Annotated in this window: 25 protein-coding genes and 2 pseudogenes; 15 read left to right on the top strand and 12 right to left on the bottom strand. The window is 70.2% G+C overall.

What is annotated here, in order from left to right:
• The first annotated feature begins 12 nt into the window (after nt 1-12).
• The 4 genes and pseudogenes from OG905_RS17810 to OG905_RS17795 all read left to right on the top strand — a co-directional run bounded on the left by OG905_RS17810 (nt 13) and on the right by OG905_RS17795 (nt 8581).
• Nucleotides 13-4437: a ricin-type beta-trefoil lectin domain protein gene (locus OG905_RS17810; protein ID WP_328671777.1), complete on the top strand. Its 4425-nt coding sequence runs from the start codon at nt 13-15 to the stop codon at nt 4435-4437.
• 230 nt (nt 4438-4667) lie between these two features.
• A pseudogene (locus tag OG905_RS17805) lies at nt 4668-4928 on the top strand (RtcB family protein); the annotation flags it as partial.
• A gap of 67 nt (nt 4929-4995) precedes the next feature.
• The gene (locus OG905_RS17800) at nt 4996-5652 is read left to right on the top strand and encodes an IS3 family transposase (RefSeq protein ID WP_328671775.1); all 657 of its coding nucleotides are present in this window, start codon (nt 4996-4998) and stop codon (nt 5650-5652) included.
• Between the two features lie 58 nt (nt 5653-5710).
• A complete protein-coding gene (locus OG905_RS17795; protein WP_328671773.1) occupies nt 5711-8581 on the top strand; it encodes an ATP-binding protein in 2871 nt (956 codons plus the stop codon).
• 22 nt (nt 8582-8603) lie between these two features.
• On the opposite strand, the gene OG905_RS17790 is transcribed toward OG905_RS17795, so the two are convergent.
• Nucleotides 8604-9887 (bottom strand): hypothetical protein, encoded by a 1284-nt coding sequence (locus OG905_RS17790; protein ID WP_328671772.1) that lies wholly within the window; start codon nt 9885-9887, stop codon nt 8604-8606.
• A 185-nt stretch (nt 9888-10072) separates the two neighbouring features.
• Between OG905_RS17790 and OG905_RS17785 the strand changes: the two are divergent.
• The 4 genes and pseudogenes from OG905_RS17785 to OG905_RS17770 form a co-directional block, all read left to right on the top strand.
• Nucleotides 10073-10278 (top strand): annotated as a pseudogene (locus OG905_RS17785) (hypothetical protein); the annotation flags it as partial.
• A 127-nt stretch (nt 10279-10405) separates the two neighbouring features.
• Nucleotides 10406-11017, top strand: coding sequence for a MepB family protein (locus OG905_RS17780; RefSeq protein WP_328671770.1), 612 nt, complete (start codon nt 10406-10408; stop codon nt 11015-11017).
• A 117-nt stretch (nt 11018-11134) separates the two neighbouring features.
• A complete protein-coding gene (locus OG905_RS17775; RefSeq protein ID WP_328671768.1) occupies nt 11135-11710 on the top strand; it encodes a DUF421 domain-containing protein in 576 nt (191 codons plus the stop codon).
• Between the two features lie 147 nt (nt 11711-11857).
• Nucleotides 11858-13471 carry an MFS transporter gene (locus OG905_RS17770; RefSeq protein ID WP_328671766.1) on the top strand — a complete coding sequence of 538 codons (1614 nt, stop codon included), beginning with the start codon at nt 11858-11860 and terminating at the stop codon, nt 13469-13471.
• Between the two features lie 117 nt (nt 13472-13588).
• Here OG905_RS17770 and OG905_RS17765 read toward each other — a convergent pair whose 3' ends face one another.
• The gene (locus OG905_RS17765; protein WP_328671763.1) at nt 13589-13858 is read right to left on the bottom strand and encodes an amphi-Trp domain-containing protein; all 270 of its coding nucleotides are present in this window, start codon (nt 13856-13858) and stop codon (nt 13589-13591) included.
• Nucleotides 13859-13927: 69 nt separating this feature from the next.
• Nucleotides 13928-14443, bottom strand: coding sequence for a GNAT family N-acetyltransferase (locus OG905_RS17760; protein WP_328671761.1), 516 nt, complete (start codon nt 14441-14443; stop codon nt 13928-13930).
• A gap of 102 nt (nt 14444-14545) precedes the next feature.
• Here OG905_RS17760 and OG905_RS17755 point away from each other — a divergent pair, with 102 nt between their 5' ends.
• From OG905_RS17755 to OG905_RS17745, 3 genes are all read left to right on the top strand, one after another.
• The gene (locus OG905_RS17755) at nt 14546-15010 is read left to right on the top strand and encodes a helix-turn-helix transcriptional regulator (protein WP_328671759.1); all 465 of its coding nucleotides are present in this window, start codon (nt 14546-14548) and stop codon (nt 15008-15010) included.
• Nucleotides 15007-15417, top strand: a complete 411-nt coding sequence (locus tag OG905_RS17750; protein WP_328671757.1) for a VOC family protein — start codon at nt 15007-15009, stop codon at nt 15415-15417. Before OG905_RS17755 ends, OG905_RS17750 begins: the two co-directional genes overlap by 4 nt.
• Before the next feature lie 208 nt (nt 15418-15625).
• A complete protein-coding gene (locus OG905_RS17745) occupies nt 15626-15859 on the top strand; it encodes a hypothetical protein (RefSeq protein ID WP_328671754.1) in 234 nt (77 codons plus the stop codon).
• 373 nt (nt 15860-16232) lie between these two features.
• Here OG905_RS17745 and OG905_RS17740 read toward each other — a convergent pair whose 3' ends face one another.
• Together OG905_RS17740 and OG905_RS17735 are read right to left on the bottom strand one after the other, a co-directional pair.
• Entirely contained in the window at nt 16233-16730 is a 498-nt protein-coding gene (locus OG905_RS17740; RefSeq protein WP_328671753.1) for a YbaK/EbsC family protein, read from the bottom strand.
• The gene (locus OG905_RS17735) at nt 16700-17626 is read right to left on the bottom strand and encodes a DMT family transporter (protein WP_328682421.1); all 927 of its coding nucleotides are present in this window, start codon (nt 17624-17626) and stop codon (nt 16700-16702) included. Before OG905_RS17735 ends, OG905_RS17740 begins: the two co-directional genes overlap by 31 nt.
• Nucleotides 17627-17706: 80 nt before the next feature.
• On the opposite strand from OG905_RS17735, the gene OG905_RS17730 reads away from it, so the two are divergent.
• A complete protein-coding gene (locus OG905_RS17730) occupies nt 17707-18651 on the top strand; it encodes a LysR family transcriptional regulator (RefSeq protein ID WP_328671752.1) in 945 nt (314 codons plus the stop codon).
• Between the two features lie 167 nt (nt 18652-18818).
• Here OG905_RS17730 and OG905_RS17725 read toward each other — a convergent pair whose 3' ends face one another.
• From OG905_RS17725 to OG905_RS17715, 3 genes are all read right to left on the bottom strand, one after another.
• Nucleotides 18819-19583 carry an SDR family oxidoreductase gene (locus OG905_RS17725; protein WP_328671751.1) on the bottom strand — a complete coding sequence of 255 codons (765 nt, stop codon included), beginning with the start codon at nt 19581-19583 and terminating at the stop codon, nt 18819-18821.
• A gap of 72 nt (nt 19584-19655) precedes the next feature.
• Nucleotides 19656-19991 (bottom strand): YnfA family protein, encoded by a 336-nt coding sequence (locus OG905_RS17720; protein WP_266479462.1) that lies wholly within the window; start codon nt 19989-19991, stop codon nt 19656-19658.
• Between the two features lie 95 nt (nt 19992-20086).
• Nucleotides 20087-21562: an FAD-dependent monooxygenase gene (locus OG905_RS17715; RefSeq protein WP_328671748.1), complete on the bottom strand. Its 1476-nt coding sequence runs from the start codon at nt 21560-21562 to the stop codon at nt 20087-20089.
• A gap of 103 nt (nt 21563-21665) precedes the next feature.
• Between OG905_RS17715 and OG905_RS17710 the strand changes: the two genes are divergently transcribed.
• Both OG905_RS17710 and OG905_RS17705 read left to right on the top strand, forming a co-directional pair.
• Entirely contained in the window at nt 21666-22241 is a 576-nt protein-coding gene (locus OG905_RS17710) for a TetR/AcrR family transcriptional regulator (RefSeq protein WP_328671746.1), read from the top strand.
• A 58-nt stretch (nt 22242-22299) separates the two neighbouring features.
• On the top strand, nt 22300-22782 hold the full coding sequence (locus OG905_RS17705; protein WP_328671744.1) for a MarR family winged helix-turn-helix transcriptional regulator: 483 nt from the start codon (nt 22300-22302) through the stop codon (nt 22780-22782).
• Between the two features lie 274 nt (nt 22783-23056).
• On the opposite strand, the gene OG905_RS17700 is transcribed toward OG905_RS17705, so the two are convergent.
• The 3 genes from OG905_RS17700 to OG905_RS17690 form a co-directional block, all read right to left on the bottom strand.
• Entirely contained in the window at nt 23057-23791 is a 735-nt protein-coding gene (locus OG905_RS17700) for a Mut7-C RNAse domain-containing protein (RefSeq protein ID WP_328671743.1), read from the bottom strand.
• Nucleotides 23792-23803: 12 nt separating this feature from the next.
• A complete protein-coding gene (locus OG905_RS17695) occupies nt 23804-24667 on the bottom strand; it encodes an NmrA family NAD(P)-binding protein (protein ID WP_328671741.1) in 864 nt (287 codons plus the stop codon).
• 127 nt (nt 24668-24794) lie between these two features.
• Entirely contained in the window at nt 24795-25331 is a 537-nt protein-coding gene (locus OG905_RS17690) for a GNAT family N-acetyltransferase (protein WP_328671738.1), read from the bottom strand.
• 45 nt (nt 25332-25376) lie between these two features.
• Between OG905_RS17690 and OG905_RS17685 the strand changes: the two genes are divergently transcribed.
• Nucleotides 25377-25997 (top strand): hypothetical protein, encoded by a 621-nt coding sequence (locus OG905_RS17685; protein ID WP_328671737.1) that lies wholly within the window; start codon nt 25377-25379, stop codon nt 25995-25997.
• 6 nt (nt 25998-26003) lie between these two features.
• On the opposite strand, the gene OG905_RS17680 is transcribed toward OG905_RS17685, so the two are convergent.
• Entirely contained in the window at nt 26004-26879 is an 876-nt protein-coding gene (locus OG905_RS17680) for a helix-turn-helix domain-containing protein (RefSeq protein ID WP_328671735.1), read from the bottom strand.
• Nucleotides 26880-26913 lie beyond the last annotated feature (34 nt).

The following is a 26913-nucleotide window of genomic DNA, read 5'->3' as shown; positions in this document are numbered from 1 at the left end:
GCAATTTCGGCCATGATACTGGCCGCGCCCGCTTTGCCCGCAAACGCCCAGGATCAAGAACCGGCCACCGGCGGGGCCCTGTTCACCGCCCAGCAGGAGGCGGTCGCCGAGGGCAAGACGGTCCAAGTGGACACCCTCACCACGCAGACCACGACGGTGGCGGCCAACCCGGACGGCACCTTCACCAGCACCACCAGCCTGATGCCCGTGCGCGTGCAGAAGGACGGCGAGTGGGTCGCGGTCGACGCCACCCTCGGCCGCAACGGGGACGGCACCTGGTCTCCCAAGGCCAGCCCGCATGCGGTCGCCCTCTCGGGCGGCGGCAGCGGCCCTGTGGTCAGGCTGACCCACGAGGACGGCAGCGAGTTCGCGCTGACCATGCCCTTCCCGTTGCCCGCCCCGCAGGTCTCCGGCGACACCGCCCTCTACCCCGCGGTCCTGCCCGGCGTGGACCTCTCGGTCTCCGTCACCGACCAGGGCGGCTTCAGCGACATCCTGATCGTGCACGACGCGGCCGCGGCCGCCGACCCGCGCGTCAGGGAGCTGAAGCTCACCGCCGCCACCGACGGCCTGACCCTCCACGCGACGCCCTCCGGCGGCATGGAGGCCAAGACCGCCGACGGCACCCTCGATTACGTCTCCGCGCGCCCGGTGATGTGGGACTCCGCCACCCCGGACGCCGCCGCCACCGCCCCTGCCACGAACACCAGGACCACCGCGGCCTCCCGCCTCGCGCCCGCCACCGGTTCCGTGGCCCTGGCCGCCCCCGCCGTCGCCGTACCCGTGGCGTCCCTGGCGGACACCCCCGCCGACGAGGCCACCGCCTCCTCGGTCGACGGTCCGGGCCCCGGCGCCATCGTCGACCAGGTCCCGATGACCACCACCCAGGACGCGGTCACCCTGCGCCCGGACACCTCCGTGCTCACGGACCCCGACACCGTCTACCCGGTCTACATCGACCCGTACACGAACCCGGTATCGAGCAAGTCCGGCCACTTCACCGAGGTGTACTCCAGCTCCGCCTGTTCGGACAGCCCGCAGTACGACAAGCCGCAGTCCAACGGCGAGGGCGTGGGCTACCAGCGCTGGGGCGGGGCCTGCGGCACCGGCCTGGAGCGCTCGTACTACGCCATCAACAGCAGCGGCCTCAACCCCGCGATGGTGGTCTCCAAGGCGATCATCACGGTGGCCTCCACCTACGCCGCCAGCTGGGACTGTTCCAAGGACCAGCCGATCACCCTGCACAGCACGGGGCCGATCAATTCCGGCACCGACTGGAACAGCAAGCCGGCCACATACGACAGCACCTACGCGGCTGTGAAGACCACGATCCCCAGCGCCGCGAACTCCGGCAGCAGCTGCAGCAACCACACCGCTAGCTTCACGGTGACCGGCCAGGCGCAAAAGATCGCCGACTCGGGCACCGACTGGTGGACCGTCGGGCTCTTCGGTGACGAGTCCATATCCAGCGGCAACGACAACTACCTGCGCATGTCCACGGTCCTCACCCTGACCACGACCTTCGACATCCCGCCGAACACCCCGGGCAGCCTGCACACCACCCCGGCCGCGACCGGCGCCTCGGGCGCCTGCGTCACCAGCGGGGTCGGCTGGATCGGCGCCACGTCGTACAGTGCCGCGGGCAGCAACCTCCAGCTGCACGCGACGGTCACCACCAACGTCTCCGGGGAACTGGCCAGCGCCGTCTACGACTTCTGGGACCGCACGGTCCTCAGCGGCGGCAACCCCACCACCGTCGCCACCCCGTCGAGCCCGTACGTCGCCTCCGGCACGGACGCCGACGTCCCAGTGGGCGTCACCCTCAAGGACGGCCACGAGTACGGCTGGGACGTCTACGCCAAGGACAACGCCGCCGCGCACCTGACCTCGCCGGTCTCGCCGCACTGCTGGTTCCGTACGGACTTCAGCCCGCCGGAGACCCCGGACATCGCCGCCAACCCGTCCTTCCCGCAGGTCGGCGGCGGCGCGGGCGACCCGCTCGTGTACGCGGGCCCCGGCCACACCACCGAGTTCGACGTCTCCGCGGGCGACCGCGCCCCCGCCGCCACCTGCACCCCGGGCCCCTGCCTGATGAGCGGTGTCGACCACTTCGTGTGGCGGCTCGACGCCCAGCCCACGGCCCAGGCCGGCACCTCGGTCCCCGTCGGCGGTACCAACGGCTCCGGCGACGCCACCGCGAAGCTGACCGTCCCGGTGACGGCCTGGGGTGTCCACACCCTGTACGTCGCCGCCGTGGACAAGGCCGGCAACCTCTCGCAGTCCCCGGTCGGCTACACGTACACCGTGCCGTGGAACCCGGCCACCAAGATCACCCCCGGTGACATAAGCGGCGACGGAGTCCCCGACCTCCTGGCCACCACCCGCACCGGCGACCTGGTCCTCCTCCCCGGCAACACCGACGCCGCGCAGCCGGTGGCCCCGGCGCAGACCGCCCCGCAGACCGAGCCCACCGCCCCGGCCGCCGGCCCGGCGACGGTCTCGACCGCGGCGCAGTCCCCGGACGGGACGGGCTGGAACAACTACCTCATCGCCCACCGCGGCAACCTGCACGGCTCCGACGTGGACGACCTGTTCGCATACAACAAGCAGACCCACCAGCTCTACATCGTCAAGAACGACCTCGACCCGGCCGCCGACGACGCCTTCCCGCGCCAGCCGTACTCCACGTACGCGGGCTTCATGGGCAAGCGCTTCGACGTTGTACCGAAGGACGCCTGCGAGCCCGTCGAGCGGGTCGCGGACGACGCCCGCTGCCGCACCGCCGGGTACAACAGCACCTCCTGGAACCTCGAGCAGCTCGTGACGCCCGGCAACCCGTACGGCAACACCACCAACTATCCGGCGGTGATCACCGTCGAGGGCAAGAAACTGTGGATCTACCAGACCGACGGCGGCGGCCACTTCAAGCACCCGCTGCTGCTCGGCGACGGCGACTGGTCCGGCTTCACCCTCCTCGGCCCGGGTACCGTCGGCGGCACCCTCACCACGGGTGACGACGGCAAGGGCAGCGTCACCGGCGGCTCGCCCGTCCTGTGGGCCCGGGACGACAGCAGCGGCTCGGTGCTCAGCTTCCCGATCACCGTCGACCCCGACACCCTGGTGCCGGCGCTGCTGCACGCCCCGGTGGACACGGCCCTCACCTCCGCCGTGGCGGCGGCCGGCGGCGGCAAGCTCTGCCTCGACGTCTATCAGGCGCACACCGCCAACGGCACCAAGGTCCAGACGTGGGCCTGCAACGGCACCCGCGCCCAGACCTGGACGCTGATGTCCGACGGCTCGCTCCGCGCGCTGGGCAGCTGCCTCGACGTCAACGGCGGCGGCACCGCCAACGGCACCCTGGTGCAGCTGTGGTCCTGCAACGGCGGCGGGTCCCAGAAGTGGACCCTCGGTGCCTCGGGCAGCCTGGTGAACCCCCAGTCCGGCAAGTGCCTGGACGACCCGAACGGCAGCAACACCCCGGGCGCCCAGCCGCAGATCTACACCTGCAACGGCACCGCCGCCCAGAACTGGACTACAGGGGCGGCCGCCGGCTGGCAGACCAACTCGCCCACCGCGCTGTCCCCGGTCCTCTGGTCGGGCCAGTACCCCTCGGTGATGTCCCCGGGCGACCTCAACAGCCCGGCGGGCGGACCCGACGGCCACCCCGAGCTGTACGCGGTCGACAGTGCCGGCCAGCTCATCGAGTACGCGGGCGCCGCCCCCACGGGCACCATGGCCGCGTTCACCGCCCCCGCCTCCCTGGGCGCGGTCGGCAACACCGCCACCCACGAGTGGCGCCTCGACGAGGGCGCCGGCTCCACCGTGGCCGACGACCCCGGGGCCCTCGACGCCGCGCTCACAGGCGCGTACGCCTGGAACACGGACGCCGGCCGCGGGAAGGTGCTGAACCTGTCCGGAACCACCGGGTACGCGGCCACGACCGGACCGGCCGTGGACACCTCGGGCAGCTTCACCGTCTCGGCCTGGGTCAAACTCGGCTCGGCGACCGGCAACTCGACATTCGTCTCCCAGTCGGACGGCGCGGGCAACGCCAACGGCTTCCAGCTCTACTACTCATCCGGGGCCAAGGTCTGGGCCTTCGGCCGACACCACGACGACACCGCCAGCCCGGCCTTCTCCGCGGCGTACGGCGCCCCGGCCGTGGTCGGCAAGTGGACCCACCTCGTCGGCGTATACGACGCGGCCGCGGACCAGCTGCTGTTGTACGTCGACGGCAAGCTCTCGGCGACCAAGGCGTACGCGGGTACGACGTGGAACGCCGACGGCGGGGTGCAGATCGGCCGCCGGCTGTACCAGAGCGCGTACGGCGAGTACGCCAATGGCTCGGTGAGCGATGTGCGCGTCTTCCCGACCGCCCTGCCCGCGGCGAACGCGGCGGCGACGGGCTCGCTGCCAGGGATCACACAGCTGGACTGACCGCCGGAGGGGCGGGCCGCCGAGCACACCCCGCCCCTCCGACGCGTACACGGGTGCCGGCGGGACGGCCAAGGATCGCAACCTCCACGGCGCCGTCCCGCGGGTCCCCTCCACGATGGCGGCTGTCCCTCCCCGACGCTCAGGGGGCGAAAGGTCAAAGCACCCTCGCGGCAGGGATCACGTACCTCTTCGGCCGCGCGGAGTGCGGGGGCTGTGGCAGCGTCTTCAACGTCGCGACCCTGGGTAACCCGGCGTCGTTCAACTCGGCTTCGCACGGGGCGGGTCGGAAGATGAGCCGGAATGCGGCGAAGCGGCGGTTCTCGACGAAGGATCTGGAGGAGCAGACGCGGGGTGTGGAGTGCCGTAAGGACTCTGGCGTGGTGGATGAGATTCCGGGTGCGTACAAGCCGATCGAGAAGGTGATGGAGCAGCAGCGGGACCTGGTGCAGGTGGTCGCGAAGGTCAAGCAGGTCATCTGTGTGAAGGGCTGAGGAACAGCACACCACCTGATCGACAAGCCCCGGACTGATAGCAGTCCGGGGCCTTCCGCTCGTTGGGGTGTCTGTAAGCCGCCACCTGACCACGCAGGACATCAAGGCCGCCCCGGCTCCGGAGCTGGTCGGGCGGGACTTCACCGCCGCACGGCCCGGCACGAAGCTGGTCGGGGACATCACGTATCTGGCGACGGTCGAGCGCTGGTGGTTCCTGGCCACGGTGATCGACCTGGCGACCCGCGAAGTCATCGGGTACGCGATGGCCGAGCACCACCGCGCCGAGCTGGTCACCGACGCCCTGCGCATGGCCGCCGGCCGGGGCGCGCTCCAGGCCGGCTGCATCATGCACACCGACCGCGGCAGCGAGTATACGAGCGGTGAATTCCGTGCTCTGGTAAGGGAGTTGGATCTGAGGCAGAGCATGGGAAGAACTGGCATACGCTACGATAACGCCGCAGCGGAGAGCTTCTTCGGACTGCTGAAAGCGGAGATCGGCACCACCCTCTGGGAGAGCCGCGACGCGGCCCGCGCCGACGTCTTCCGCTTCATCGAGGTCGAGTACAACCGCACCACGCTCCGCAGACACCCCGAGTTCGGGTACCTCACCCCCCTCGAAACCCGGACCAGGCTGCACACGACTTCACCCCCCCGCAGCGTAAGAACACGCTGTCCAAGGTCAGGGGGGAACTTCACGGTCTGTGATCGGGTGGGCCCCTGCTGAGGGCGCGTGAGTGTCGAGACCATGGCCTGGTCGAGACGGAAAGTGAGTCGACGCCAGCATGACAGCCGAAGTGAGAGGGGAACCCGTCGGCGGATTTCCCGGCCGGGCGCGAGAAGTCGCGATCCTGCGCGCGGTGCTGGCGGGCGAAGGCGGCACCGGGTGCGTCGCGGTCACCGGTGAACCGGGGATCGGCAAGAGCCGGCTGCTGATGGAGCTGGGGAAGCTCGCGAACACAGCAGGATGGACGGTCCGCAGCGCACGCGCGGCGGAGTTCGAGTCCCACATCCCGTTCGGTGTGTTCGTCAACGCGCTCGACGACCAGCTCGCCGAGCTGGGCCCGGAGCGTCTCGCCGCCCTCGGGCAACAGCAGCTTGCACTTCTCGCGTCCGTGTTCCCGGCGATTCCCGCCGCCGGCCCCGCCGACCTGGTCGACGCGGAGCGGTACCGGCTGCACCGGGCGGTTCGGGCGTTGCTGGAGCTGGTCGCCGAGCCGTCCGGGCTGGTGCTCGTCTTCGACGATCTGCACTGGGCGGACGAGGGTTCGGTCGAGCTGCTCGACCACCTTTTGCGCCACCCGCCCCAGGCGCGGCTGGTCTTGGCATTGGCGGGCAGGCCCCGGCAGACGTCGCTGCGGCTGTGGCACGCGCTGTCCCGCGCCGCGACCGACGGAGGGGCCGAGCTGCTGGAACTCGCGCCGCTGAGCCAAGCCGATGCCGGCCACCTCATGCCGGAAGGTCTGGGCCGTTCGCGGCGGGAAGAGCTTTACCAGGCCAGTGGCGGAAACCCGTTCTACCTGGAAGCCCTGGTGCGGGCCAGTGAGCGGGGTATCGCCGTCGGTGATACGGCGCTCCACCCCGACGGGGCGATCCCCGTGGCGGTCCACGCGGTGCTCGCCGCCGAGTTGGCCGCGCTGACCCCGCAAGAGCGCGTCGTCGCGCACGCCGCCGCGGTCGTGGGTGACGACTTCGAGGCTGATTCGCTCGCCGAAACGGCGGCAATGGACGCCGGGTCCGTGCTCGCCGCGCTCGATCGGCTCGCCGAGCGTGACCTGGTGCGGCTGGACGGCGCGACCGGCCGGTTCCGGTACCGGCATCCGCTGGTGCGCAGCGTCGCCTACCAGGACGCCGGTCCGGGCTGGCGGCTTCAGGCACACGGCCGGGCCGCGTCGGCACTCCGGAGCCGGGGCGCGCCGCCGGCCGAGTTCGCCCGGCACGTGGAGCGATCCGCCGTCCGCGGTGACCTCGAGGCGGTCGCGGCGCTCACCGAGGCGGCCGAGGCGACGATGCACACCACGCCGGCGACCGCCGGGCACTTCCTGCGGGCGGCCATCCGGTTGCTCCCCGACTCGGAGTCGGCCACGCCGCAGCGCCTCATCCTGCTCGGCCGGCTGGCGCACGCACTCGGTGCCACGGGCGACCTGCGGCAGGCCAGGGAAACCATGCACGAGGTGCTGCGGCTCCTGCCTGCCGAACTCACCCAGATCCGGGCACAGACAGCGCGGGCCTGTGCGACGGTGGAGCAGATCCTCGGGCGCTACACCGAGGCCAGGGCGATGCTGCACAGCGAGTGGAAACGCGTCGAAGGTGTTGACGCCCACTCGGCGGCCTTCCTGCTCGTCGCGCTCGTTGCCGGTGAAAGTGTCGAGCGCGAGCACGGACAGGACCGCGTGGCCGAGGCGATCGCCGCCGCGCGGGAAGTCGGGGATCCGATGCTGCTGGCGACGGCGTTGTCGGCCGCAACGCTCATCGACCGGCGGGCGGACCGGCTGGACGAGGCGGCCGCACTCCTGGACGCGCTGCCCGACAGCGACCTGGTCCGCGACATCGATGCGGCGTTCTGGCTGAGCTGGTCGGAAGTCTCCGCCGACCGGCTCATGGCTGCGAGCCGGCACATGAGCCGTGGCCTGCAACTGGCTCGCGCGAGCAGGCAGTCCCACAAGATCGCGCTGCTGACCGCGATCCGCGGCATGGTGCATGCCTACCTCGGCGAGCTGGCGGCGGCGACGACCTGCTTCGACGACAGCCTGGAGTCGGCGGAACTGACCGGCAGCGAGGAGCTGCGCGTCATGGCGTTGACTTTCGGGTGCTGGATCACCACCTGGCGCGGCGACCTGGCCGAGGCCATCCGCCTGGGTAAGGAGGCCATCATCGTCGACGACCAGGCGACGGCCATGAGTTCCTGGCGCAGTGGCCAGGCCGAGGCAATGCTGGCGCAGGCGATGTTGCACTCGGGTGATCCGCACGCTTGCATCGAGCTGCTGCTCACCAGTGGCGGTGGGACCGAGCTGCCCGCGGTGGGCCTGCGCACCAGGCCATTGGTGTACCTGATGCTCACGGAGGCGGAGGTCGCAGCCGGCCGGGTTGCCGCGGCCGTGGCATGGGCCGACCGAGCGGAGGACGCGGCCGGCCAGCTCGAGCTTCCGCTGCGCACCGCCATGGCACAGCAGGCCCGCGCGATCGCCACGCTGCCAACGGATCCGGCGGCAGCCGCACCGCTCGCTGTCGCCGCTGCCGGCACGTTCGGCCGGATCGGAGCGGCCGTGGAGGCCGGGCGGGCGCACTTGCTCGCCGCGACGGCGTTCGGCGGCAGCGGGGCGATCGACCAGGCCCGTGCGCACCTCGTGTCCGCCCGTGCGTTGTTCACCCGGTGTGACGCACAACTGTTCCTGCCTCAGGTCGCGCGCGAGGAGCGGCGCCTGAACGCGCGCGGCCCCCGGCCCGAAAGCGGCGCCGAGCGGTTCGACTTGACCGCCCGTGAGGTCGAGATCGTCAACCTGGTCTCGGACGGCCTGACCAACCGGGACATCGGCCTCCGGCTGCATCTGAGTCCCAAGACCGTCGAAGTCCACCTGGGCCGGGCCTACGCGAAGGTCGGCGTCTCCGGTCGTGCTGCTCTGGCCGGCGTGTGGGCCGCCGTGGCGCGTGATTGAGGACGCCACGGCAGCCAACAACTCAGTTGCCGAGGCCGCGTACGTACAGGTTGAACTTCCGGCTGGTGCCGTCACCGCCCAGGTTCGTCGCGCTGGTTGTGAAAGCGACGTGGTGGCCGTCGGCCGAAATCGAGGGGCTGTAGCTGTACCCATCGCTCTGCGAGCCGTCATTGGCGACGCTGACCCTGGTCGTGGTGGCGGTCACCCGGTCTCGCACGTACACGTCCCAGCTTGAGTTGGTGTCGCCGGTGACCAGCTTGTCCTCGCCGGACACGAACGCGATGTAGCGGCCGTCGGCGGAGAGCGTCGTCCGCTCCTGGCCGGGGGTTTTGCTGTCGCTCAGGCCATTGGGGCCAAGGTTCACCTGCGTCGTCGTCCGGGTAACCCGGTCGTACAGGAAGATGTCGGTGTCGATCGGACCGCCGGTGTCGCCCGCCACCAGATTCGACGCCGTGGATTCGAACGCGACGAAGCGGCCGTCGGCCGAGATGGTCGCCGTGCGACTGGCGGAATTGCCTTCGTTGCCGTCGGGACCGACGCTGATCCGGTCGGTGTACCCGGTCAGCCGATCGTGCACGAACACGTCGTCCGCGTGGTTGTTGTCGGGGAACAGGGACAGTGTCTTCGCCCCGGAGGAGAAAGCGACGTAGCGCCCGTCTGCCGAAATCGACGGCAGTTGGCTGATGTCGTCGCCCTGGCGACCGTTCGAATCGACGCTGACCCTGGTGGTCTCACCGGTCTGCCGGTCCCGCACGAAGACGTCGTGGATGTCGTTGGTGTCGCCGAACACCAGGTTCGACGCGGGAGAGTCGAACGCGACGAACCGGCCGTCGGCGGAGATCGACGGATGGAAACCCTCACTGTCGCTCTGCTCGCCGTGGCTTCCGACGCTGACCCTGGTCGTCTCACCGGACTGCAGGTCGTGCACGAAAATGTCGCGGTAGCGGTTGGTGTCACCGGCTACCAGGTTCGTCGCGAAGGACTCGAACGCGACGTAGCGGCCGTCGGCGGAGATCGACGGATTCCGGCTCACGTTGTTGGCCTGGTTGCCCGCGGAGTCGACGCTGACCCTGGTGATGACGCCGGTCTGCCGGTCGCGCACGAACACGTCGTCCGCTCGGTTGGTATCGCCGGGCACCAGGTCCCTTGCCAGCGAAGCGAAAGCCACGTAGCGGCCGTCGGCGGAGATCGACGGCCCGCTGGCGGAGTTGCTGATCGGTGCCGTGCCTGCCGGTTTCGGTTCGGCATCCGTGGCATGCGCGACGCCGCCCGATAGCAGCGCCGCGACGATTCCCGACGCGAGCACTGCGCGCCCTGCGTTGCGGATTACGGAGAGACGTCTCATGGGTGTCCTTCTGTTCGGTTCGCCGCCACGGCAGCCAGTTGCCTTGATCAGCGTTCCGTGTCGGACCGGCCGAAGCATGAGGGAACCCCCTACACCTCCGGCGTCGCGTTCTGCGCGGCGCGCGGCCGCCGCGAACTCGCCTGGAGGAGCCGGTCAGTTGTAGTCACCACAACTACGTGGCGGAGGAGCGGTACGAGGGCATGGACCTGCTGGTCACGGGTAACGGCGCGATCCGGGCGGGCAGCGGTGCCTTCGGGGTGCGTAAAGGCCGATCGAGAAGGTGATGGAGCAGCAGCGGGATCTGGTCGAGGTGGTCGCGAAGCTGAAGCAGGTCGTGTGCGTGAAGGGTTGAGGAACAGCACACCAAGTGATCGACAGAGCCCCGGATTGGGTCCGGGGCTCTCTGCTGTCCGCCCCCGGGGCTTTGGCAGGCTAGCCTCGTTAATTTGTTCGATGGCCAGCGGCGACAGGATGTGGGAATGGCGTTGGAACGTGATGTCCCTTCGGAGATTTGCGCCCGTGACCCTGGGGCTTGGCCGTGCGGGGTCGGGATCCCGAGTGATCTGTTGGCGGCGAGGGAGCTGGCGTATGACCCGAGCGGGTTCACGTGCTCGCGGCCGGTGCCTGAAGAGGAGAGCGCTGAGTACGGGGCGTGCGAGTTCACCCTGGACGGCTTCTCGGTCAGGTTCCGTGTGGCCAAGACAACCCCGACGAAGGTCGGTCAGTTCGTCACGGTGTGGAAGAGGTCGGCGAGCGGGCCGATCCAGCCGTTCGACGCCGAGGATGCCGTTGATCTGTTCGTCATCAGCACTCGCGATGGTCGACGGTTCGGGCAGTTCGTGTTCCCGCGAGACGTCCTCTGCGAACGGGGCATCGTGTCAAAGAACGGTTCCTCCGGGAAACGGGCATTCCGTGTCTATCCGCCATGGGTGACGACCAGCAACCGCCAGGCCCGCAAATCACAGATATGGCAGCTGAACCACTTCCTGCAGCTGCCTGAGGACGAGCCCATCGACAGGGCCCGGGCCCGCGCCCTCTTTCACCCCGGTGCCGTCTCTGACACAGACGGGGGTCGTCGTCTGCCTCATTGAGCCGCGGGCGACAGTCGAGCCGTCCGCCTGATGGCCGGTCAAGAGGGTTGGGGCAAGCCGCCGATGAGCAAGTGGGCGGACCGAAGAGACGCGGGAGACGCGATGTGGCATGACCTGATGAGCGTGGGCATCTCGTACGGCGAGAAGGCGGTGCGCACCGTGCTGGTCTATCTGGTGGTCCTGGTGCTGCTCCGGTGGGGCGGGAGACGGGAGCTGGCTCAGCTCAACACCTTTGACCTGGTGGTCATGCTGTTGCTGGCCAACGTGGTGCAGAACGCCATCATCGGACCCGACAATTCCGTGGCCGGAGCCGCCTTCGCCGCTGCCGTGCTGCTCGCGGTGAACGCACTCGTGGTCCGGGCTGCCTCGCTGTCCAGCCGGCTCGGCCGCCTGCTCGAGGGATCGCCTGTCATTCTCGCGCGCGACGGGCAGTGGCTGCCCTCCGAGGTAAAGCGCAGCGGACTGAACCGCGCGGACTTGGATGTCGCGGTCAAACGGCAGGGCGGCGACGATGTCTCCGAGACCACCTCGGTCAGCCTGGAGCCGAGCGGTTCGCTGCTGGTCAGCCTGCGCGAGGGCGACCAGGCGGCCGACAAGAACGACGTCGCCGCTCTGCAAGCCGAGATCGCCGCGTTGCGGCAGCAGCTCACACACCCCGGGCCCGGATCCGGTTCCGGCGCGGGGCCACGCTGACCTGCCCCCTCTTCCGCCCCGCCTCTGGAGGTCCGCGGACAGGACCGGGCCCGGCGGCGGGGAATCGGCGCGAAAGTGTCCGCCAACCGGTTGACCTCCGAGGCGGGCCGAGGATCCGCTGCCGGGCGCGCTGGGACGATGCGCCCCATGACATCCAAAGCGGGCACGGGGAGTTCGACGAAGGCAGGACTCGTCCTGCTGACTCTCGCGGCCGGGCAGTTCCTGATGGCGCTCGACAGCTCCGTCATGAACGTCTCGATCGCGACGGTGGCTGACGACGTCGGCACAACGGTGACCGGGATCCAGGGTGCGATCACGGCCTACACCCTCGTGATGGCGATGTTCATGATCCCTGGCGGCAAGGTCGGCGTGATCATCGGCCGTAAGCGCGCGTTCATGATCGGCTGCTGCATCTACGGCTGCGGATCCCTGACGACGGCGCTCGCCCCGAACCTGCCGGTTCTCCTGCTCGGCTGGTCGTTCCTCGAAGGCGTCGGGGCGGCGCTCATCCTGCCCGCGATCGTGGCGCTCGTCGCCGGCAACTTCGGCGCGGAACGCCGCCCCGCCGCCTATGGACTCGTCGCGGCCGCAGGAGCTGTGGCGATCGCGGTCGGGCCGATCATCGGGGGTGTCGCAACGACGTACTTCTCCTGGCGCTGGGTCTTCGCCGGTGAGGTTGTCATCGTGCTCGGCATCCTGGTGCTCGCCCGCCGTATCGCCGACGCGCCAACCGGCCAACGCCACCCCCTCGATCTCGTCGGCGCCGCGCTCTCCGCGCTCGGGCTCGGGATCTTCGTCTACGGCGTACTCCGCTCGGACGAATGGGGCTGGTTCCGGCCGAAGCCCGACGCGCCCTCCTGGCTGGGGATCTCGCTGGTCGTGTGGTTGATGCTTGCAGGTCTGCTGCTGATCTGGCTCTTCCTGCGCTGGGAGGCCCGCCTGGTGGAGCAGCGCAGGGAACCCCTCGTGGACCCGGCGCTCCTGCGGAACAGACAGCTCACCGGCGGCCTGACCATGTTCTTCTTCCAGTACCTCGTGCAGATGGGCGTTTTCTTCGTCGTACCGCTCTACCTCTCGGTCGCGCTCGGCCTGTCCGCGCTCCAGACCGGGGCACGCATCCTGCCGCTCTCGCTGACACTGCTCGCCGCCGCGATCCTGATCCCGCGTCTCCTTCCGAACGTCTCACCGCGACGCGTGGTCCGGCTCGGGGTCCTTGCGTTGCTCGCGGGTGCTGTGGTCCTGATGGCCGCGCTCGACGCAGACGCCGGTGCGGAAATCGTCACCATCCCCCTCCTGTTGATCGGGCTCGGTATGGGCGCGCTGGCGTCCCAGCTCGGGTCGGTCACGGTGTCCGCAGTTCCCGACAAGCAGAGCGCGGAGGTCGGCGGTATCCAGAACGCCGTCACCAACCTCGGCGCCTCGATCGGTACGGCACTCGCCGGGTCGATCCTGATCGCCGCGCTGACGGCTTCGTTCCTGACCAGCGTCGAGCAGAACGAGGCGATCCCGGCCGACGTCAAGAGCCGGGCGACCGTCGAACTTCAAAGCGGCGTGCCCTTCCTGTCGGACGCCCAGCTCAAGGACGCCCTCGACGAGGCGGGCACGAGCAAGGAAGTGACGCAGGCTGCGCTCGACGCGAACGAGGCAGCCAGGCTCGACGGCCTGCGCGCCGCACTCGCCATCCTCGCTCTCGCCGCCCTCCTCGCCATGTTCTTCACCCAGCGGATCCCGACCACCCAGCCCCGTTCCACGGAACCGTAGAGCCAGGGCGCGATCCGGGCGGGCAGCGGCGACTTGGGGATCATGCGGGCTCGACGACGACCTGACCGCGCTGCTCGCCCCGCACCGTCACACACATGCCGACGCGCGGCGGCGCGTCTACTCTGCGCCTGCCGCCGCCTGCGATGGCGCTGCCCGGGTCTGTGCGGTCGGCCACTTGAACTCGATCTCCAGCTCGATCTCCCCGTTACCGACCTCGACCTCTATCTCACTGCGAAGGTCGTCGGGGATCCGCAGGCTCAGCCTCCCGGGGCCGAGTTCCAGATCGGCATCACCACCGTGCCTCAGTGCGGCCGCGAGCGCCGTGAGCTGATCAGCCGCCTCAAGGCGTGACAGCGAGCGCTTCTGCTCAAACTTGAGGTCCTTCATGGATGTCTCCGATCCGGCAGAAACAGCAGATATCGCCAATTCTGACGCCATGCGACGAATCGGACATCCTCAAGGCCGGGTGGAAGCCTCGATCCGGTAGAGGAGACTGCGCTGTCCACTCCCGTCGAGCCGTGCGCCCGCTCCTACGCCACCGATCTTCTCCACAGCACGCTGGGAACGCACGTTGCCGGGCGCGACGAGGAAGATGACGCTGCTGACGTACCGGAATGCATGGTTCAGCATGAGCTGTTTCAGCTCACGGTTGTAGACGCCGCCCCAGTGTGACCGGGCCAGGAACGACCAGCCGATTTCGACCTCGTCGCGCTCCTCGTCGTAGCCGTGGTAGCGCGAGGACCCGATGAGACGGCCGTCTTCGTTGTCGATGACGGCCAACGCCCCTCCGGATTCCAGGGCGTCGCGAAAGAAGCCGCTGAACGCCGATTCCTGGTATCGCTCCGGGTCGGGATGCTGCTCCCAGACGAGCGGGTCCGCCGCGACGGCAAAGAGGTCTGCGTAGTCTTCCGCGCGGAGCGGCCTGAGTTCGACCAATTCGCCCTTGAGGCACGGCTGAACGTCAAACGGCATGGAGGAACTCCGTGGACTCGGTCGCGCGGGCATAACCCCCGCCAAGTCTCATCCGTGCAGGTCAGCAGGGCTGCTGTCAGAGTGGAACGGTAGCCTCGTCTCATGGATCAGCAACACCTTGCCAACCTTGCGCGCCTGCGCCGAGCGCGGGATCTGGTCGACCGGGAGTACGCGCGTCCGCTCGACGTACCGACCATGGCTCGCCACGCGCTGATGTCGCCGGGGCACTTCTCCCGGGCGTTTCGGGCGGCTTACGGCGAGACGCCGTACAGCTACCTGATGACCAGGCGCATCGAGCGGGCGATGGCGCTGCTGCGCGGGGGCATGAGTGTGACCGAGGCGTGTATGGCGGTGGGCTGCACCTCCCTCGGCTCGTTCAGCTCGCGCTTCACCGAGCTCGTGGGGGTGACGCCGAGCGCGTACCGGGCCCGTGAGCACCGCGCCGTAACGGCGATGCCCGCGTGCGTGGCCAAGATGCGCACCCGGCCGACCAGGGAGCAACCGAGCGGGATCGCAGAAGCGGCCCGCGCAGCCGGGGCCGGAGGGGACCTAGCCTTGGCACCATGACCATTTCACTCCAGTACTGCCATGTCACCGTCAACGACCCGGACGAGTCGCTCGCCTTCTACCGCGACGCGCTCGGCCTTGAGGTGCGGAATGACGTCGCCTCGGGCGGGTTCCACTGGATCACCCTCGGCAGCGCGTCCCAGCCGGACCTGGAGATCGTGCTCTCCGAGCCGCACGCCGGCCGATCCCAGGCCGATGGCGACGCTCTGCAGGAGCTGCTGACCAAGGGAGTCCTGCCGATGATCGTGTTCCGCGCCGAGGATCTCGACGCGACCTTCGAGAAGGTGCGGGCCTCCGGTGCCGAGGTGCTGCAGGAGCCCATCGACCAGCCTTGGGGCCCGCGCGACTGCGCGTTCCGGGACCCCTCGGGCAACATGGTGCGCATCTCGCAGGCGCCCAAGGCGTAGGCACCGCGAGCTATCGGCTTCCGCACTGCCGGCGCCGGGGTAGGGCGACCCCGGGATCAACTGCCATCGCCCACGCGCGAGCCGCTCGGCCGCCCTCAGCGGCGCGCGCCGGAACTCCATGTCTGACCCAGGGGCAACGTAGCGGCGTCCCCACACCCGCTGGTCCGCTCGACATGTGCGCGTCGCGTCCCTGCCACACGCTGTAAGCATGACCAGCGATGCTCAAGAGGAGTTCCACCCCGCCCCCGTCGTCGTGCTCGGCGTGGTGCCGAGCGACCCGTCGTACCGCCTGGTGGAGATCAACGGGGAGGTGGCCGGGCCCGCCTACACCATGCTGGATGTGATCAGGCTGGCGCACAGGGCGGGGCTGACCCATCTCGACGTCGACGATCCCGCGGTCGTGCGATGGGTCGGCGGAGGCAAGTACAAGTGGGTCCCCTGAGCGGGCGGGTTTCCGGCGTATAGGGGTTCATGACACGGATAGCGCCCGCTTCCGCGACAAACAACCCCGGACCGCGCCAAAGGTCCCGGACTCCTGCATCTGGCGGGTGAGCCGGGCGGGGAGTCGTACGCGGAGGCACTGTGCGAGCTGTTTGATCCGGCCCCGGCTGCGGTCCGGACGAGCGCGGCGGTGGCGGATCGCCCGAGAGCGCCCCGCCCACGGTCCGGGTTGCCCGAGATCAGGGGCGGGAGGCAGGTGCCGTGACGTTGTCGGCCGGGCGGCGCGTCAGCGACCGGTCAACGCAGGCCGGCGGAGCTCGGCGGAGGGACAGCCGCCGTCGGGATGGGGCCGGATCAGCGGGCCGTGGGGTGCGTCAGTTCGAGCCCGGACTGGTGATGCGCTCGACGCGCGGCTCGGCGAGCCTTGCGTAGTCCGCGCCGGAGATGGACAGCGAGCGATCAAGGCGGGCGGCGTTGAAGTAAAGGCGCGGCTGCGCAATGACGTCCGGGTCTGCGACGAGTTCAAGTTCAGGGTCGAAACTGAAGGGCAGGACGGTGCCGGGGACGGCATGGGCCAGTCGCTCGGCAGTGGCTGCGTCGCAGAATCCGGCGTAGCGGGCGGCGAAGAGCGTGCGGATGGCGTTGAGGTCCACACGCCGGTCCCCGGGGACGACCGCCAGCACATAGCGAGTGACTCGCCGGTCGATCTTGACGATCAGGATGAGGCATTTGGCTGCTTCCGACACTGGGTGTCCGCGCAGTGCGCTGACGGTCTCGGTCGTGCCTTCCGGTTCATGGTCAATGAGTTTGTACGCGGTTGTGGTGTTGTCGAGCAGGCTGATCAGACGCTCGTAGGTGCTGTTGTCCGGCATGGGGTCTCCTCGTTGCTGGTGGTGCGGTGGGCGCGTTCGATGTTCTGCCCCCAGTACGTTCCGGTGACCATGAGCGCCGCCCCGAGGCCGGCGAGGGTGGTGAACTCTTCACCGGCGAGGCCGATGCCGACCGCGACGGCCCAGACCGGTTCAGTGCCCAGCAGCAGACTGGCCCGGCTGGCGGAGCTGTTCTGCACCGCCCACGTCTGGGCGAGGAAGGCGAACACGCTGCAGAACAGGGCGAGATAGACGAGCCGGCCCCAGACCACGGCATCGACCTGAGTGAGCGCCGACATGCCGCTCGCGGCCGGCATGACGAACAGCGCCGAGCCGACAACCGTCTGGACGGCCGTGAGCTGCAACGGCCGCACGACGCGGCCCTTCGTGAGTCGCCCCACGAGCGCGACGTGCGCTGCGCGCACCACTGCGGCGGCGAGCATCAGCAGGTCGCCGATCCGGGGAGTGTGGAAGCCGCTGCCGGACATGAGCAGTGCGACGGCCAGCAGGCACACGCCCGTGGCGGCGAAGAAGCGCGGGGGCAGCCGCCCGTTGCCTGCCGTGCGGTCCAGCAGTGGGGTCAGCACGATGGTGAGGCTGATGATCAGGCCGGCGTTGGCCGCGCTGGTGTGCGCGACGCCATAGGTCTCAAGAACCAGGACAGCAGCCTGTGTGATCCCCAGCAATGCCCCGACACGAACCTCATCTCGCGTGTAGCGCCCCTTCCGGCTGCGGGCGGCGACGAGGGCGAGGCAGGCGATCGCGGAGATCGCGTACCGCGCGAACAGCACCATCAGGACCGGCAGGGCATAGGTGGCCGTCTTCGCGGCCAGGTAGCTGGAGCCCCAGACGATGGCGACAAGGAGAAGCACTGCGTCAGTGCGGCGGGCGTGGAACACCCCCCTACGCTGCAATGCTTCCACCCTGAAGCCAAGGACGAGGTTCTTCAGCAATCCTGAAGCATCACTACATTGAGAGGATGAATGAACGGCAGTTGCAGATCTTGCGGGAACTCGGCGAGCTGGGAAGCGTCACCGCGACCGCCGAGGCGCTGTTGATGACTCCCTCGGCAGTCTCCCAACAGCTACGGCTGCTGCAGCGCTCGATCCCGGTCCCACTCACCGAACGTGACGGACGGCGGTTGGTGCTCACCGATGCCGGACAAGCCCTGGCCGGTGCGGCGATCGAGGTGGAGACCGCACTGGCCAGGGCACGGCACGCCATCGAGGAATTCGTCGACCAGCCGGACGCAGATGTGTCGGTAGCGGCTTTCCACAGCGCGGCCGCCGCATTCTTCCCACTGCTGCTTGGCCAGGACGGCCCTGGACGCCCGCAGCTCTCGCTCGCCGACGAGGACGTAGCGCAAGACCATTTCCCGCGACTGACCCGGGACTACGACCTCGTACTCGCCCACCGTCTCGACCACGCGCCACCGTGGCCGGCTACGGTCACCGCCGGCACGCTGTTGCGTGAACCGCTCGACATCGCCCTGCCGGCCGACCACCCCCTGGCCGCCGAACGACGCCTCACGCCGCGAGACGTCGCGGATCAACCCTGGATCACCGTTCACGACGGCTTTCCTCTGATGGCCACCATCGACGCCATCTCGACTGCCGCGAACCGGCGGCTCAACATCGTCCATCGCATCAACGAATTCGCGGTGGTCGCCGAAGTCGTGGCCGCCGGAGGCGGCCTGGCCCTGATGCCCCGCTGGACTACACGTCCGCACCCCGCACTGATCCTCAGACCTCTCAGCGGCGTGCACACCCGACGCCACATCGATGTGCTCCACCGCCCCGAACGTGCCGCACGGCGAGCCGTACGGCTGGTGCTCACCGAACTGCACCGTGCAGCCGAAACGATCCAGAGCCGAGACGTCAGCGCGGGTTCCGACGTGAATGAGACACCCGCTGACGAAGCCTGAACCGGCGCGGTGTGCGCCATGCCTGCAGCCCGGAGAGCGCTGACACTGTGTCGATGGACCGGGACATCAGTTCCGCGGACACGGTGGTGGGAATTATCGCGCTCTGCTGAGCATCGTCGAGGGTCCGGAGCCCACCTATCCAGGCCTCGGAGACAGTACGGATGGGCCTACAGCTCGCGGTGGACCTTGGAGTTGGAGGCCTGGGCGCGGGGGCGGACCACCAGGAGGTCGATGTTGACGTGCGAGGGGCGGGTGACCGCCCAGGTGATGGTGTCCGCCACGTCGTCGGCGGTGAGCGGCTGGGCCACGCCCGCGTAGACCTTGGCTGCCCTCTCCTCGTCGCCGCGGAAGCGTGTCGTGGCGAACTCCTCGGTCTTGACCATGCCGGGCGCGATCTCGATCACCCGGACCGGGGTGCCGACGATCTCCAGGCGGAGGGTCTCGGCGAGGATGTGAGCGCCGTGCTTGGCGGCGACATAGCCGCCGCCGCCCTCGTAGGTCGCGAGGCCCGCGGTGGAGGAGAGGATCACTACGGTGCCGTCGCCGCCGGAGGTGAGGGCCGGGAGCAGCGCCTGGGTGGTGTTGAGGGCGCCGATGACGTTGACCTCGAACATCTGGCGCCAGTCGGCGGGGTCCCCGGTGGCGACGGGGTCCGCGCCGAGTGCGCCGCCCGCGTTGTTGACGAGGACGTCGCAGCGGTCAAGAGATGAGGCGAACTCGTCGACGGCCGGGCGGTCGGTGACATCGAGGGCGTACGCGGTGGCACGGTGGCCCGCGGCGGCGAGCTCGGCGGCGAGCCCTTCGATACGGTCCTTGCGGCGGGCGGTGAGGACGACGTGGTACCCGGCGGCGGCGAGCCCGCGTGCGGTGGCGGCGCCGATGCCGCTGCTGGCTCCGGTGATGACGGCGACGGGGGTCCCAGCGGCGGTCATGTCCTACTCCTCGCGCATGTGATCGATACGGGCCCAGGATAGGCGGCGGGTCTCGCGGGCGACGGCCCGGCGTCAGCGGCTCCGTGGCGCGTACATGATCAATGCCATGCCCGCCAGGCAGACCAGCGCCCCGATCACGTCCCAGCGGTCCGGGCGGTAGCCGTCGGCGACCATGCCCCAGGCGAGGGAACCCGCGACGAAGACTCCGCCGTACGCGGCGAGGATCCGCCCGAACTCGCCCTCCGGCTGGAGCGTCGCGACAAAGCCGTACGCACCGAGGGCGATGACGCCCGCGCCGATCCAGATCCAGCCCCGGTGCTCCCTGAGTCCCTGCCAGACGAGCCAGGCTCCGCCGATCTCGAAGACGGCGGCGACGAGGAAGAGGGCTGCGGAACGGACGACGAGCATGGGGGCAGCCTGCCACGCGAGGCGCCCGCCACCGGGGACCAGTACGTCTTCTGACGGGCGGACAGGTCGCCTGTGCCACGCATCCGGCCGCCGATTCAGCGGCCCTGTGCCCAGGCGATGTAGCCGTCGGGGCGGATCAGCAGTTCACCGCGGCGGTCCGATGCCCAGGTCGCCCGTATGACGCTGCCGGGGGCGGCCGGTGCCGCGGGGGTCTCGCCCTCCGGGGCCACCGACACGAACCGGCCCTCTCGCAGCAGTTCGTAGAGCCTGCCCTGCGTGAGCTCCAGGTCGGGCGCGCGCCTGCCCGTGAGGCGGTGGGCGCCGCGCGGCGCGGCGTAGGAGATGCCGATGCCGGAGATCATGCCCATCGCCCGGGCGGACGCGGGCCGCAGTGCGTTCAGGAAGCGGGACGCGAGGGAGCGGGTGGCGCGCTGGAGCGGGGTGTGGGCCATCGCGAGCCGGACGATCGTGCCGCTGCTGCGCAGCACCCTCGCCCCGACGGGGTGCCGCTCCGACTCGTAGCTGTCGAGCAGGGCTTCCGGGTCGGGGGCCTGGCCCCTGACGACGGAGGCGAGCTTCCAGGAGAGGTTCGCCGCGTCCTGCAGGCCGGTGTTCATGCCCTGGCCGCCCGCGGGGGAGTGGACGTGCGCCGCGTCGCCCGCCAGGAAGACGCGGCCGCTCCGGTAGGAGGGGGCCTGGCGCTCGTCGCTGTGGAAGCGGGAGATCCAGCGAGCGTCATGCATGCCGTGGTCGGTGCCGAGGGCTTGGCGGGCGATCTCGCGGACCTCGTCGAGCTCGACGGGCTCGCTGTCGGGGACCTGACGCTTGCGGTTCCAGCCCATGACGCGGTACCAGCCGTCGCCGAAGGGGGCGATGAACGCGAAGGCGTCGCCCGTGCCGTTGACGGTGAGGAGGCCCTCGGGCTCCTCCGTGAGCCGGACGTCCGCGAGGACGATCGAGCGGATCACCGAGACACCGGGGAACGGCAGGTCGAGAGCCTTGCGCACGGCGCTGCGCACCCCGTCCGTGCCGACCAGATAGCGGGCCCGCAGCGTGCTCCGGGTCCCGTCGGCGTCCCGGACCTCAGCGGTGACCTCGCCGGAGTCGCGGGAGTCGCCGGAGTTGGGGGACTGGCTCAGGCCGAGCAGTTCCGTGCCGTATCGGAAGGTCACGCCCGCGGCGAGCGCCCGGCGCTCCAGCAGACGCTCCACCTCGTACTGCGGGGTGATGAGCAGGAACGGGAAGCGGGAGTGGAGCCGGGAGAGGTCGAGGGAGAGCCGGCTGAAGAGCCGCAGGCCGGTGATGGACGTGCCTGTCTTCACCAGCTCGTCGGCCAGGCCCCGGGCGTCCAGCAGCTCCAGCGTGCGGGCGTGCACGCCGAAGGCGCGCGTCATGTTGCTGGTCTCGTGCGGGCGGCGCTCGATGATGGTGACCCGGACGCCCGCGGCGGCGAGGTCGCCCGCGAGCAGCATGCCGGTGGGGCCCGCGCCCACGACGAGGACGTCGGTGCCGTCCCCGCGGGTCGTGCCGGTCGTGCGGGTGGTCGCTTCGGTTCCGGGCTTGCCGGTCATGGCTGCCTCCTCAGGATGCCAACGCTTGTTGGTCAACGCTTGTTGGCAAATGTAGAGCGGCCCGGTCTGGCATGTCAACACCTGTTGGCCTACAGTTGTTGGCATGACGACGGAAGCCCCCGGCGGTCCCCGCCGCTCCGATGCCACCAGGGCCGCGATCCTCGAAGCCGCGCGCGAGCGCTTCGCGGCCGACGGGTACGAGCGCGCCACCATCCGCGCCATCGCCCGCGACGCGGGCATCGACCCGTCGATGGTCATGCGCTACTACGGCAACAAGGAGGGGCTGTTCGCCGCGGCCTCCGAATTCGACCTGCGCCTGCCCGCGCTGGGAGCCGTGCCCGGCAAGCACATGGGCGCGGTCCTCGTGTCCCACTTCCTCGACCGGTGGGAGCAGGACGAGGTGCTGACCGCGCTGCTGCGGGCCAGCGTCACCAATGCGGCCGCCGCCGAGCGCGCGCAGGAGATCTTCAAGGGGCAGCTCGGGCCGGTCGCCACCGCGGTCTGCCCCGATCCGGCCGAGGCTCCCCGCCGCGCCGCGCTCGTCGCTTCGCAGATCCTCGGGATGGCGCTCGTGCGCTATGTGCTGCGCTTCCCGCCGGCCGTCGACATGTCCCGGGAGGAGGTGATCGCCTGGCTGGCGCCGACGGTTCAGCGGTATCTGACGGCGGAGGCGCTGTAGGGGTGCCGTGGCCGGTGCCGTCGCGGGGGAGTGTGCGTTTGGTTCGTACAATCTCTGCATGACGCAGAAGAGTGCGGCCGGTAGGGGCAGGCTGATGGACGAGCTGTCCACCGCCTCGCGGCGCTACATGGCCGCGTACGCCCTGTTCAACCAGGCCCTCGCCGACCATCTGCGGCTGCATCCCACCGACTTGCAGTGCCTCAACCTGCTGGCGCTCGAGCCCGGCCCGGTGACCACCGGACGTGTCGCCGAGCTGACCGGGCTGACCACCGGGTCCGCGACGCGGCTCGTCGACCGGCTGGAGCGGGCCGGATATGTCCGGCGTGAGCGCGACATCGAGGACCGGCGGCGGGTGCTGGTGACGCTGGTGCCCGAGCGCATGGCGGAGTTCGGCGAGGTGTGGCAGAAGCTGAACGGCTCGTGGTTCGCCATGTTCGATGCGTACAGCGATGAGGAGATCGCGCTCCTCACCGCGCATATGAGGCGGACGGTGGAGCTCAGTGCGGCGCAGGTGGAGCGGTTGCGGGGCGGCGAGCTCTGACGCGGGGGCGCGGGCCCGCCGGGTGCGGTGCGGGTGCGGGTGCGGGGCGCCTGCGGCGGGCTTTCCCCTACCCGCCCTCCCCCTACGGCCTGGCGGCCGTGGGAGGTACCCCCATCCCGCGTCTGGGGGCAAGCCCCCAGACCCCCGCGCCGGCTTCGCGGCGCGAACCGGTGGCTCCGCCCCCGATCCCCCATACGCCCTGCGGGCGTGTCCTCAAACGCCAGACGGGCTGGATATGCGGCCGCCCCCCGCCTGAGCGCCGGACGGGCCGAAATTACGCCGCGGCGTCGCCGAATTCCCTCAGTGCCTCTTCGACGATCGCCTCCAGGCGGGCATGGTGCGCGCCCCGCCAGTACACGCGCTCGCAGGCCGTGCACTGCGCGAACACGTCGTACGTCCGCTGCGTGCCCTGCTGCAACTGGTCCTGGACCGAGTCCTTGTCGGCATCCGTCAGCCGCCCGTTGCACGCCGTGCAGCGGGTCCAGGGTGCGAGCCTCGGCGCGAACCGCTCCAGTACGTCCCGCAGTTGGTCGTCCGGGCGGTCGCTGTAGATGTACGCCCCCGCCCAGATCTCCCGCCGCCTCAGCAGTCCGCGGTCCCGGGAGAGCAGGACCCGCTGCTCCTTCGCCGAGAGGGCGGCCAGTGCCGGGTCGCCGATGTCCTCGTTCTCGTACGCGGCGTCGAGGCCGAGGAGCCGCAGCCGTCGCGCCAGCGTGCCGAGGTGGACGTCGAGGAGGAAGCGCAGCGGGGCTCCGGGGACCTCCTGGGGCCGTTCGACGCCGAGCACCTCGACGGTCTCGCCGGTGCGCGGGATGTGGGAGACGGGCACCTCGCGGCCGTCCACGAGTACCCGGCCCGCCTCGGTGAGCGGGACGCCGAGCGACTCGATGACATGGCCGAGGGTCGCCGATCCGTCGGTGACCAAGGCCGTACGTCCCTGGCGGCGCTCCGAAGGGACGAAGAGGCGCAGCTCAGGGGCGACGCTGAGATGGATTTGCGGTCCGTTCACGCCGCCAGCATGTCACCGGGCGGCCCGCGTCAGCCAGGCCGTTTTGAAGGCGTCGGCGTTCTCCGCCGCCCACTCGGCGAAGCTGCGGGCCGGGTGGCCGGTCAGTTCCTCGACGGCGTGGGTCAGCGGCGTGGGCGAGCCGTCGGTCGAGGCCCAGTAGTCGAGCAGTCCGTCGGCGAAGGCGCCGGGCATGTATCCGGCCATGGCCGCCTTCCACGCCTCGCGGGTCACGGTGGCGTAGGGGAAGGGGCTGCCGACCGCGCGTTCCAGGATGCCGAGTTGCTCGGTGAAGGTGAGGGATTCCGGGCCGGTCAGGTGGTACGTCCTGCCGCGCGGCTCCGGCCGGGTGAGCAGCGCGAACGCCGCCTCGGCGACGTCGCGTTCGTGGATGGGGTCGCCGTAACTGCCGGGGTACGGCAGGTCGATCGAGCCCGCGGACTCCAGCGCCAAGCGCCACTGGAACGCGTTGGCCGCGAAGGCGCCCGGCTGAAGCACGCTTGCCTCGACGGGCGAGGCGGCGAGCGCCTGCTCGACGGCGAGATGCGACGCGGCGATCGGGTTGTCGGCGGCGCCGGGATCGAGGACGGAGCTGGAGGAGAGAAGCACGATGTGTTCGACACCCGCCGCCGCGGCCTCGTCGAGGAACGCGCCGGTCTGCGACGGCTCGGCGTACAGAAAGACAGAGGTCACGGAGTCGAGGGCGGCCGGGAAGGTCGCGGGGTCGTCGAGCGCGCAGTGCACGGCTTCGACGCCCGTCGGGAGGCTGAGCTCGTCGGGGGCGGCGGAGGCGGCGCGGACGTCGGCTCCGGCCTCGTGGAGGAGCGCGATGAGGGCGGAGCCGACTTTGCCGCGGCTTCCGGTGACGAGGACGGTCATGGGTGGGGTTCCTTAAGGGAGTTGCGCATTGCTCGGCGTTGCGCAGTATCTGCGTGACACAGATAAATATCCGCGAAAGTGGCCCTCTCGTCAAGCAGACCCGCACCAGCTGCGCGTCAGCCGCGCATCAGCTGGTGAGCGGAGTCCCCCACAGGTCCAGTCGCCAGTCGTTGGACACCGCCACATGGCCCGGCGGGTACTCGAAGTCGCACTCGCCCAGCAGCTCGAAGCCCACTTTCCTGCACACAGCGTTCGACGGGCCGTTGTCAGGGGGCGGGAACGCGTGCAGATAGCGGTGCTTGTGCTCGGAGCCTGCCGCCTCGACCACCGCGCGCGTGCCCGATGTCGCGATCCCGCGCCCCTGGAAGCCGAGCAGGACGCCCCACCCCGTCTCGTACACCTCCTCGCCCTGCCAGGTCCTCTCCCAGAAGCCGACCGAGCCCACCGACTCCCCGGTCTCCTCCAGGACGATGCGGTACATCCGGCCCCTGCCCGTACGGTCCGAGCTCAGCTCCACATAGCGCGCGTGCCGTTTGACCAGCTGCTCTTCCGTCTCCGGGCCTCCCAGGTGTTCCATCAACTCGGGTGCGTTCGCAGCCCGGAGAAGGTCGAAGTCGTCCTCGGACCATGGCTCGATCCGTACCGCCGATGCTTTGATCTCCATGTCACGCACTGTAAGACGGGGGTCTGACAACCGGGGGTCCTGAGGATGAGCTTCACCGGTGTGTGGGCGATCGGCGCTGTCCCCGATGCCGAAGTCGCCGCCTTGCCCGGGCGTTTCGCGCACCTGGAGGGGGAGTGGAGCACGCCCCCGGGCTACGCCGAGGATCTGGCGTGGTGGCTCGGCGGCGGTGACCGCGAACCGTACTTCACGCCCGGGCCCACGCCCGCAGCCCTCCGCTTCGCCGCCTTCGCGCGCAGTGGCGGGCCCAGCGCGCCGGCCGTCGCCGCGATGAAGGAGGCGGGCATGGACCTGTTGCGGGACGCGGAAGGGGAGGCCGCCTTCGCAGCCGCGGCCCGCAAGGGCGATCCGGTCGTCGCCCTCTGTTACGGCCTGGGGGTCAAGGCCGCGGCCCGGCTCCCCGGCTGGTTCGGCGACTTCCTGCTGACCGCCGCCGAGGTACGGGCCGTCCTGCCGCACGCCGAGTCCGTGCTCGCCGTCACCGGGCCCCGCCGTACCGAGATCATCGGCCGTGTCGACGCCTGGATGTCGGCCATGAGCGACGAGCCCGGCTTCGACGCGCGCACGCTGCTGGACGGGCCGCTTCGGGTGCTGCGGTACGCGGCCGTCCATGGCACGGGCGCGGTCGGCGTCACCGAGAGTTACTGACGGGATCTAGGGGGTTTGCCGCGCGTACGCGGTCGGCGGTACGCCCACCGTGGCCGTGAAGTCCCGTACGAGATGGGCCTGATCGCTGTAGCCGAGCTCGGCGGCCAGCGCCGCCCAGTCCAGCGCGTCGGCGTCCGTGCCCCCGCCGCCACCTTCGGTGGCGGCGTCCTCCGCTGCCTCGGCCCGCTCCAGCGCCTCATGGATGCGGTAGCGCAGGATGACCCACTTGGGGCCGACCCCGACGTACGCCGCGAAGAGCCGCTGCAGCGAACGCGCCGACACCCCTTCCGCCTCCGCCAGCTCGGCGACCCGCCGAATCGTACGGTCCCTGCGCACGAGATCGACCAGCTCCATCGCGCGCAGCGCCTGCGGGTCCGCCGCGGGCTCCAGCCCCAGCAGGAAGGCGTCGAGCGCGGCGACCCGCTCGTCCTCCGCCTCCGGCCCGAGGATCGCGCCCGCCGTGTCCGGGCCCGTGCCCATCGCGGCCGGGCCCGCGCCCGCGAGAACGTCCGCGACCGGCAGGCGCTGCCCCGTCCAGTCGGACACGGGCCGCCCGGGGGCGAACGGCCGGAAGCCGCCGGGGCGGAACTGCACCCCGCACACCCGCCCCCGCCCCTCCAGCTTCTGCGTGAACAGCCCCAGGCCGATGCCCGCGACCTCGCCCCACGGCGGCTTGTCGCCGTACCGCTGGAAGACCACGTTCACGGACGGATGCGGCACGACATGGGAGGCGTACGGCTCCGGCAGGTCCCAGTCGATGAGCCAGTAGTGCTCAAGATACGGACGCAGCTCGGGCGCGGGCTCGCGGCGGCGGAAGTCGACCCGTGCGAAGAGCTCGCGGGCTTCGACGATTCCCCTGGTGTCGCGGCGCGGACCTGCCATGACGCGGATCCTATGTCGCGTTTGTTCAATACGC

Origin of the sequence: Streptomyces sp. NBC_00322 (assembly GCF_036147535.1) — a bacterium.
In the GTDB taxonomy this organism is placed as follows: domain Bacteria; phylum Actinomycetota; class Actinomycetes; order Streptomycetales; family Streptomycetaceae; genus Streptomyces.
Note: the sequence above shows the minus strand (reverse complement) of the source record. Positions and strands in the feature narration are given on the sequence as shown.

Excerpts from the sequence above, each read along its gene's own strand:
- OG905_RS17795 (WP_328671773.1), top strand. The coding sequence starts at position 5,711 with ATGACAGCCGAAGTGAGAGGGGAACCCGTCGGCGGATTTCCCGGCCGG.
- OG905_RS17780 (WP_328671770.1), top strand. The coding sequence starts at position 10,406 with ATGGCGTTGGAACGTGATGTCCCTTCGGAGATTTGCGCCCGTGACCCT.
- OG905_RS17730 (WP_328671752.1), top strand. The coding sequence starts at position 17,707 with ATGAATGAACGGCAGTTGCAGATCTTGCGGGAACTCGGCGAGCTGGGA.
- OG905_RS17775 (WP_328671768.1), top strand. The coding sequence starts at position 11,135 with ATGAGCGTGGGCATCTCGTACGGCGAGAAGGCGGTGCGCACCGTGCTG.
- OG905_RS17745 (WP_328671754.1), top strand. The coding sequence starts at position 15,626 with ATGACCAGCGATGCTCAAGAGGAGTTCCACCCCGCCCCCGTCGTCGTG.
- OG905_RS17680 (WP_328671735.1), bottom strand. The coding sequence starts at position 26,879 with ATGGCAGGTCCGCGCCGCGACACCAGGGGAATCGTCGAAGCCCGCGAG.
- OG905_RS17740 (WP_328671753.1), bottom strand. The coding sequence starts at position 16,730 with ATGCCGGACAACAGCACCTACGAGCGTCTGATCAGCCTGCTCGACAAC.
- OG905_RS17765 (WP_328671763.1), bottom strand. The coding sequence starts at position 13,858 with ATGAAGGACCTCAAGTTTGAGCAGAAGCGCTCGCTGTCACGCCTTGAG.
- OG905_RS17755 (WP_328671759.1), top strand. The coding sequence starts at position 14,546 with ATGGATCAGCAACACCTTGCCAACCTTGCGCGCCTGCGCCGAGCGCGG.
- OG905_RS17760 (WP_328671761.1), bottom strand. The coding sequence starts at position 14,443 with ATGCCGTTTGACGTTCAGCCGTGCCTCAAGGGCGAATTGGTCGAACTC.
- OG905_RS17810 (WP_328671777.1), top strand. The coding sequence starts at position 13 with ATGATACTGGCCGCGCCCGCTTTGCCCGCAAACGCCCAGGATCAAGAA.
- OG905_RS17725 (WP_328671751.1), bottom strand. The coding sequence starts at position 19,583 with ATGACCGCCGCTGGGACCCCCGTCGCCGTCATCACCGGAGCCAGCAGC.
- OG905_RS17695 (WP_328671741.1), bottom strand. The coding sequence starts at position 24,667 with ATGACCGTCCTCGTCACCGGAAGCCGCGGCAAAGTCGGCTCCGCCCTC.
- OG905_RS17685 (WP_328671737.1), top strand. The coding sequence starts at position 25,377 with ATGAGCTTCACCGGTGTGTGGGCGATCGGCGCTGTCCCCGATGCCGAA.
- OG905_RS17705 (WP_328671744.1), top strand. The coding sequence starts at position 22,300 with ATGACGCAGAAGAGTGCGGCCGGTAGGGGCAGGCTGATGGACGAGCTG.
- OG905_RS17710 (WP_328671746.1), top strand. The coding sequence starts at position 21,666 with ATGACGACGGAAGCCCCCGGCGGTCCCCGCCGCTCCGATGCCACCAGG.
- OG905_RS17720 (WP_266479462.1), bottom strand. The coding sequence starts at position 19,991 with ATGCTCGTCGTCCGTTCCGCAGCCCTCTTCCTCGTCGCCGCCGTCTTC.
- OG905_RS17690 (WP_328671738.1), bottom strand. The coding sequence starts at position 25,331 with ATGGAGATCAAAGCATCGGCGGTACGGATCGAGCCATGGTCCGAGGAC.
- OG905_RS17770 (WP_328671766.1), top strand. The coding sequence starts at position 11,858 with ATGACATCCAAAGCGGGCACGGGGAGTTCGACGAAGGCAGGACTCGTC.
- OG905_RS17750 (WP_328671757.1), top strand. The coding sequence starts at position 15,007 with ATGACCATTTCACTCCAGTACTGCCATGTCACCGTCAACGACCCGGAC.
- OG905_RS17715 (WP_328671748.1), bottom strand. The coding sequence starts at position 21,562 with ATGACCGGCAAGCCCGGAACCGAAGCGACCACCCGCACGACCGGCACG.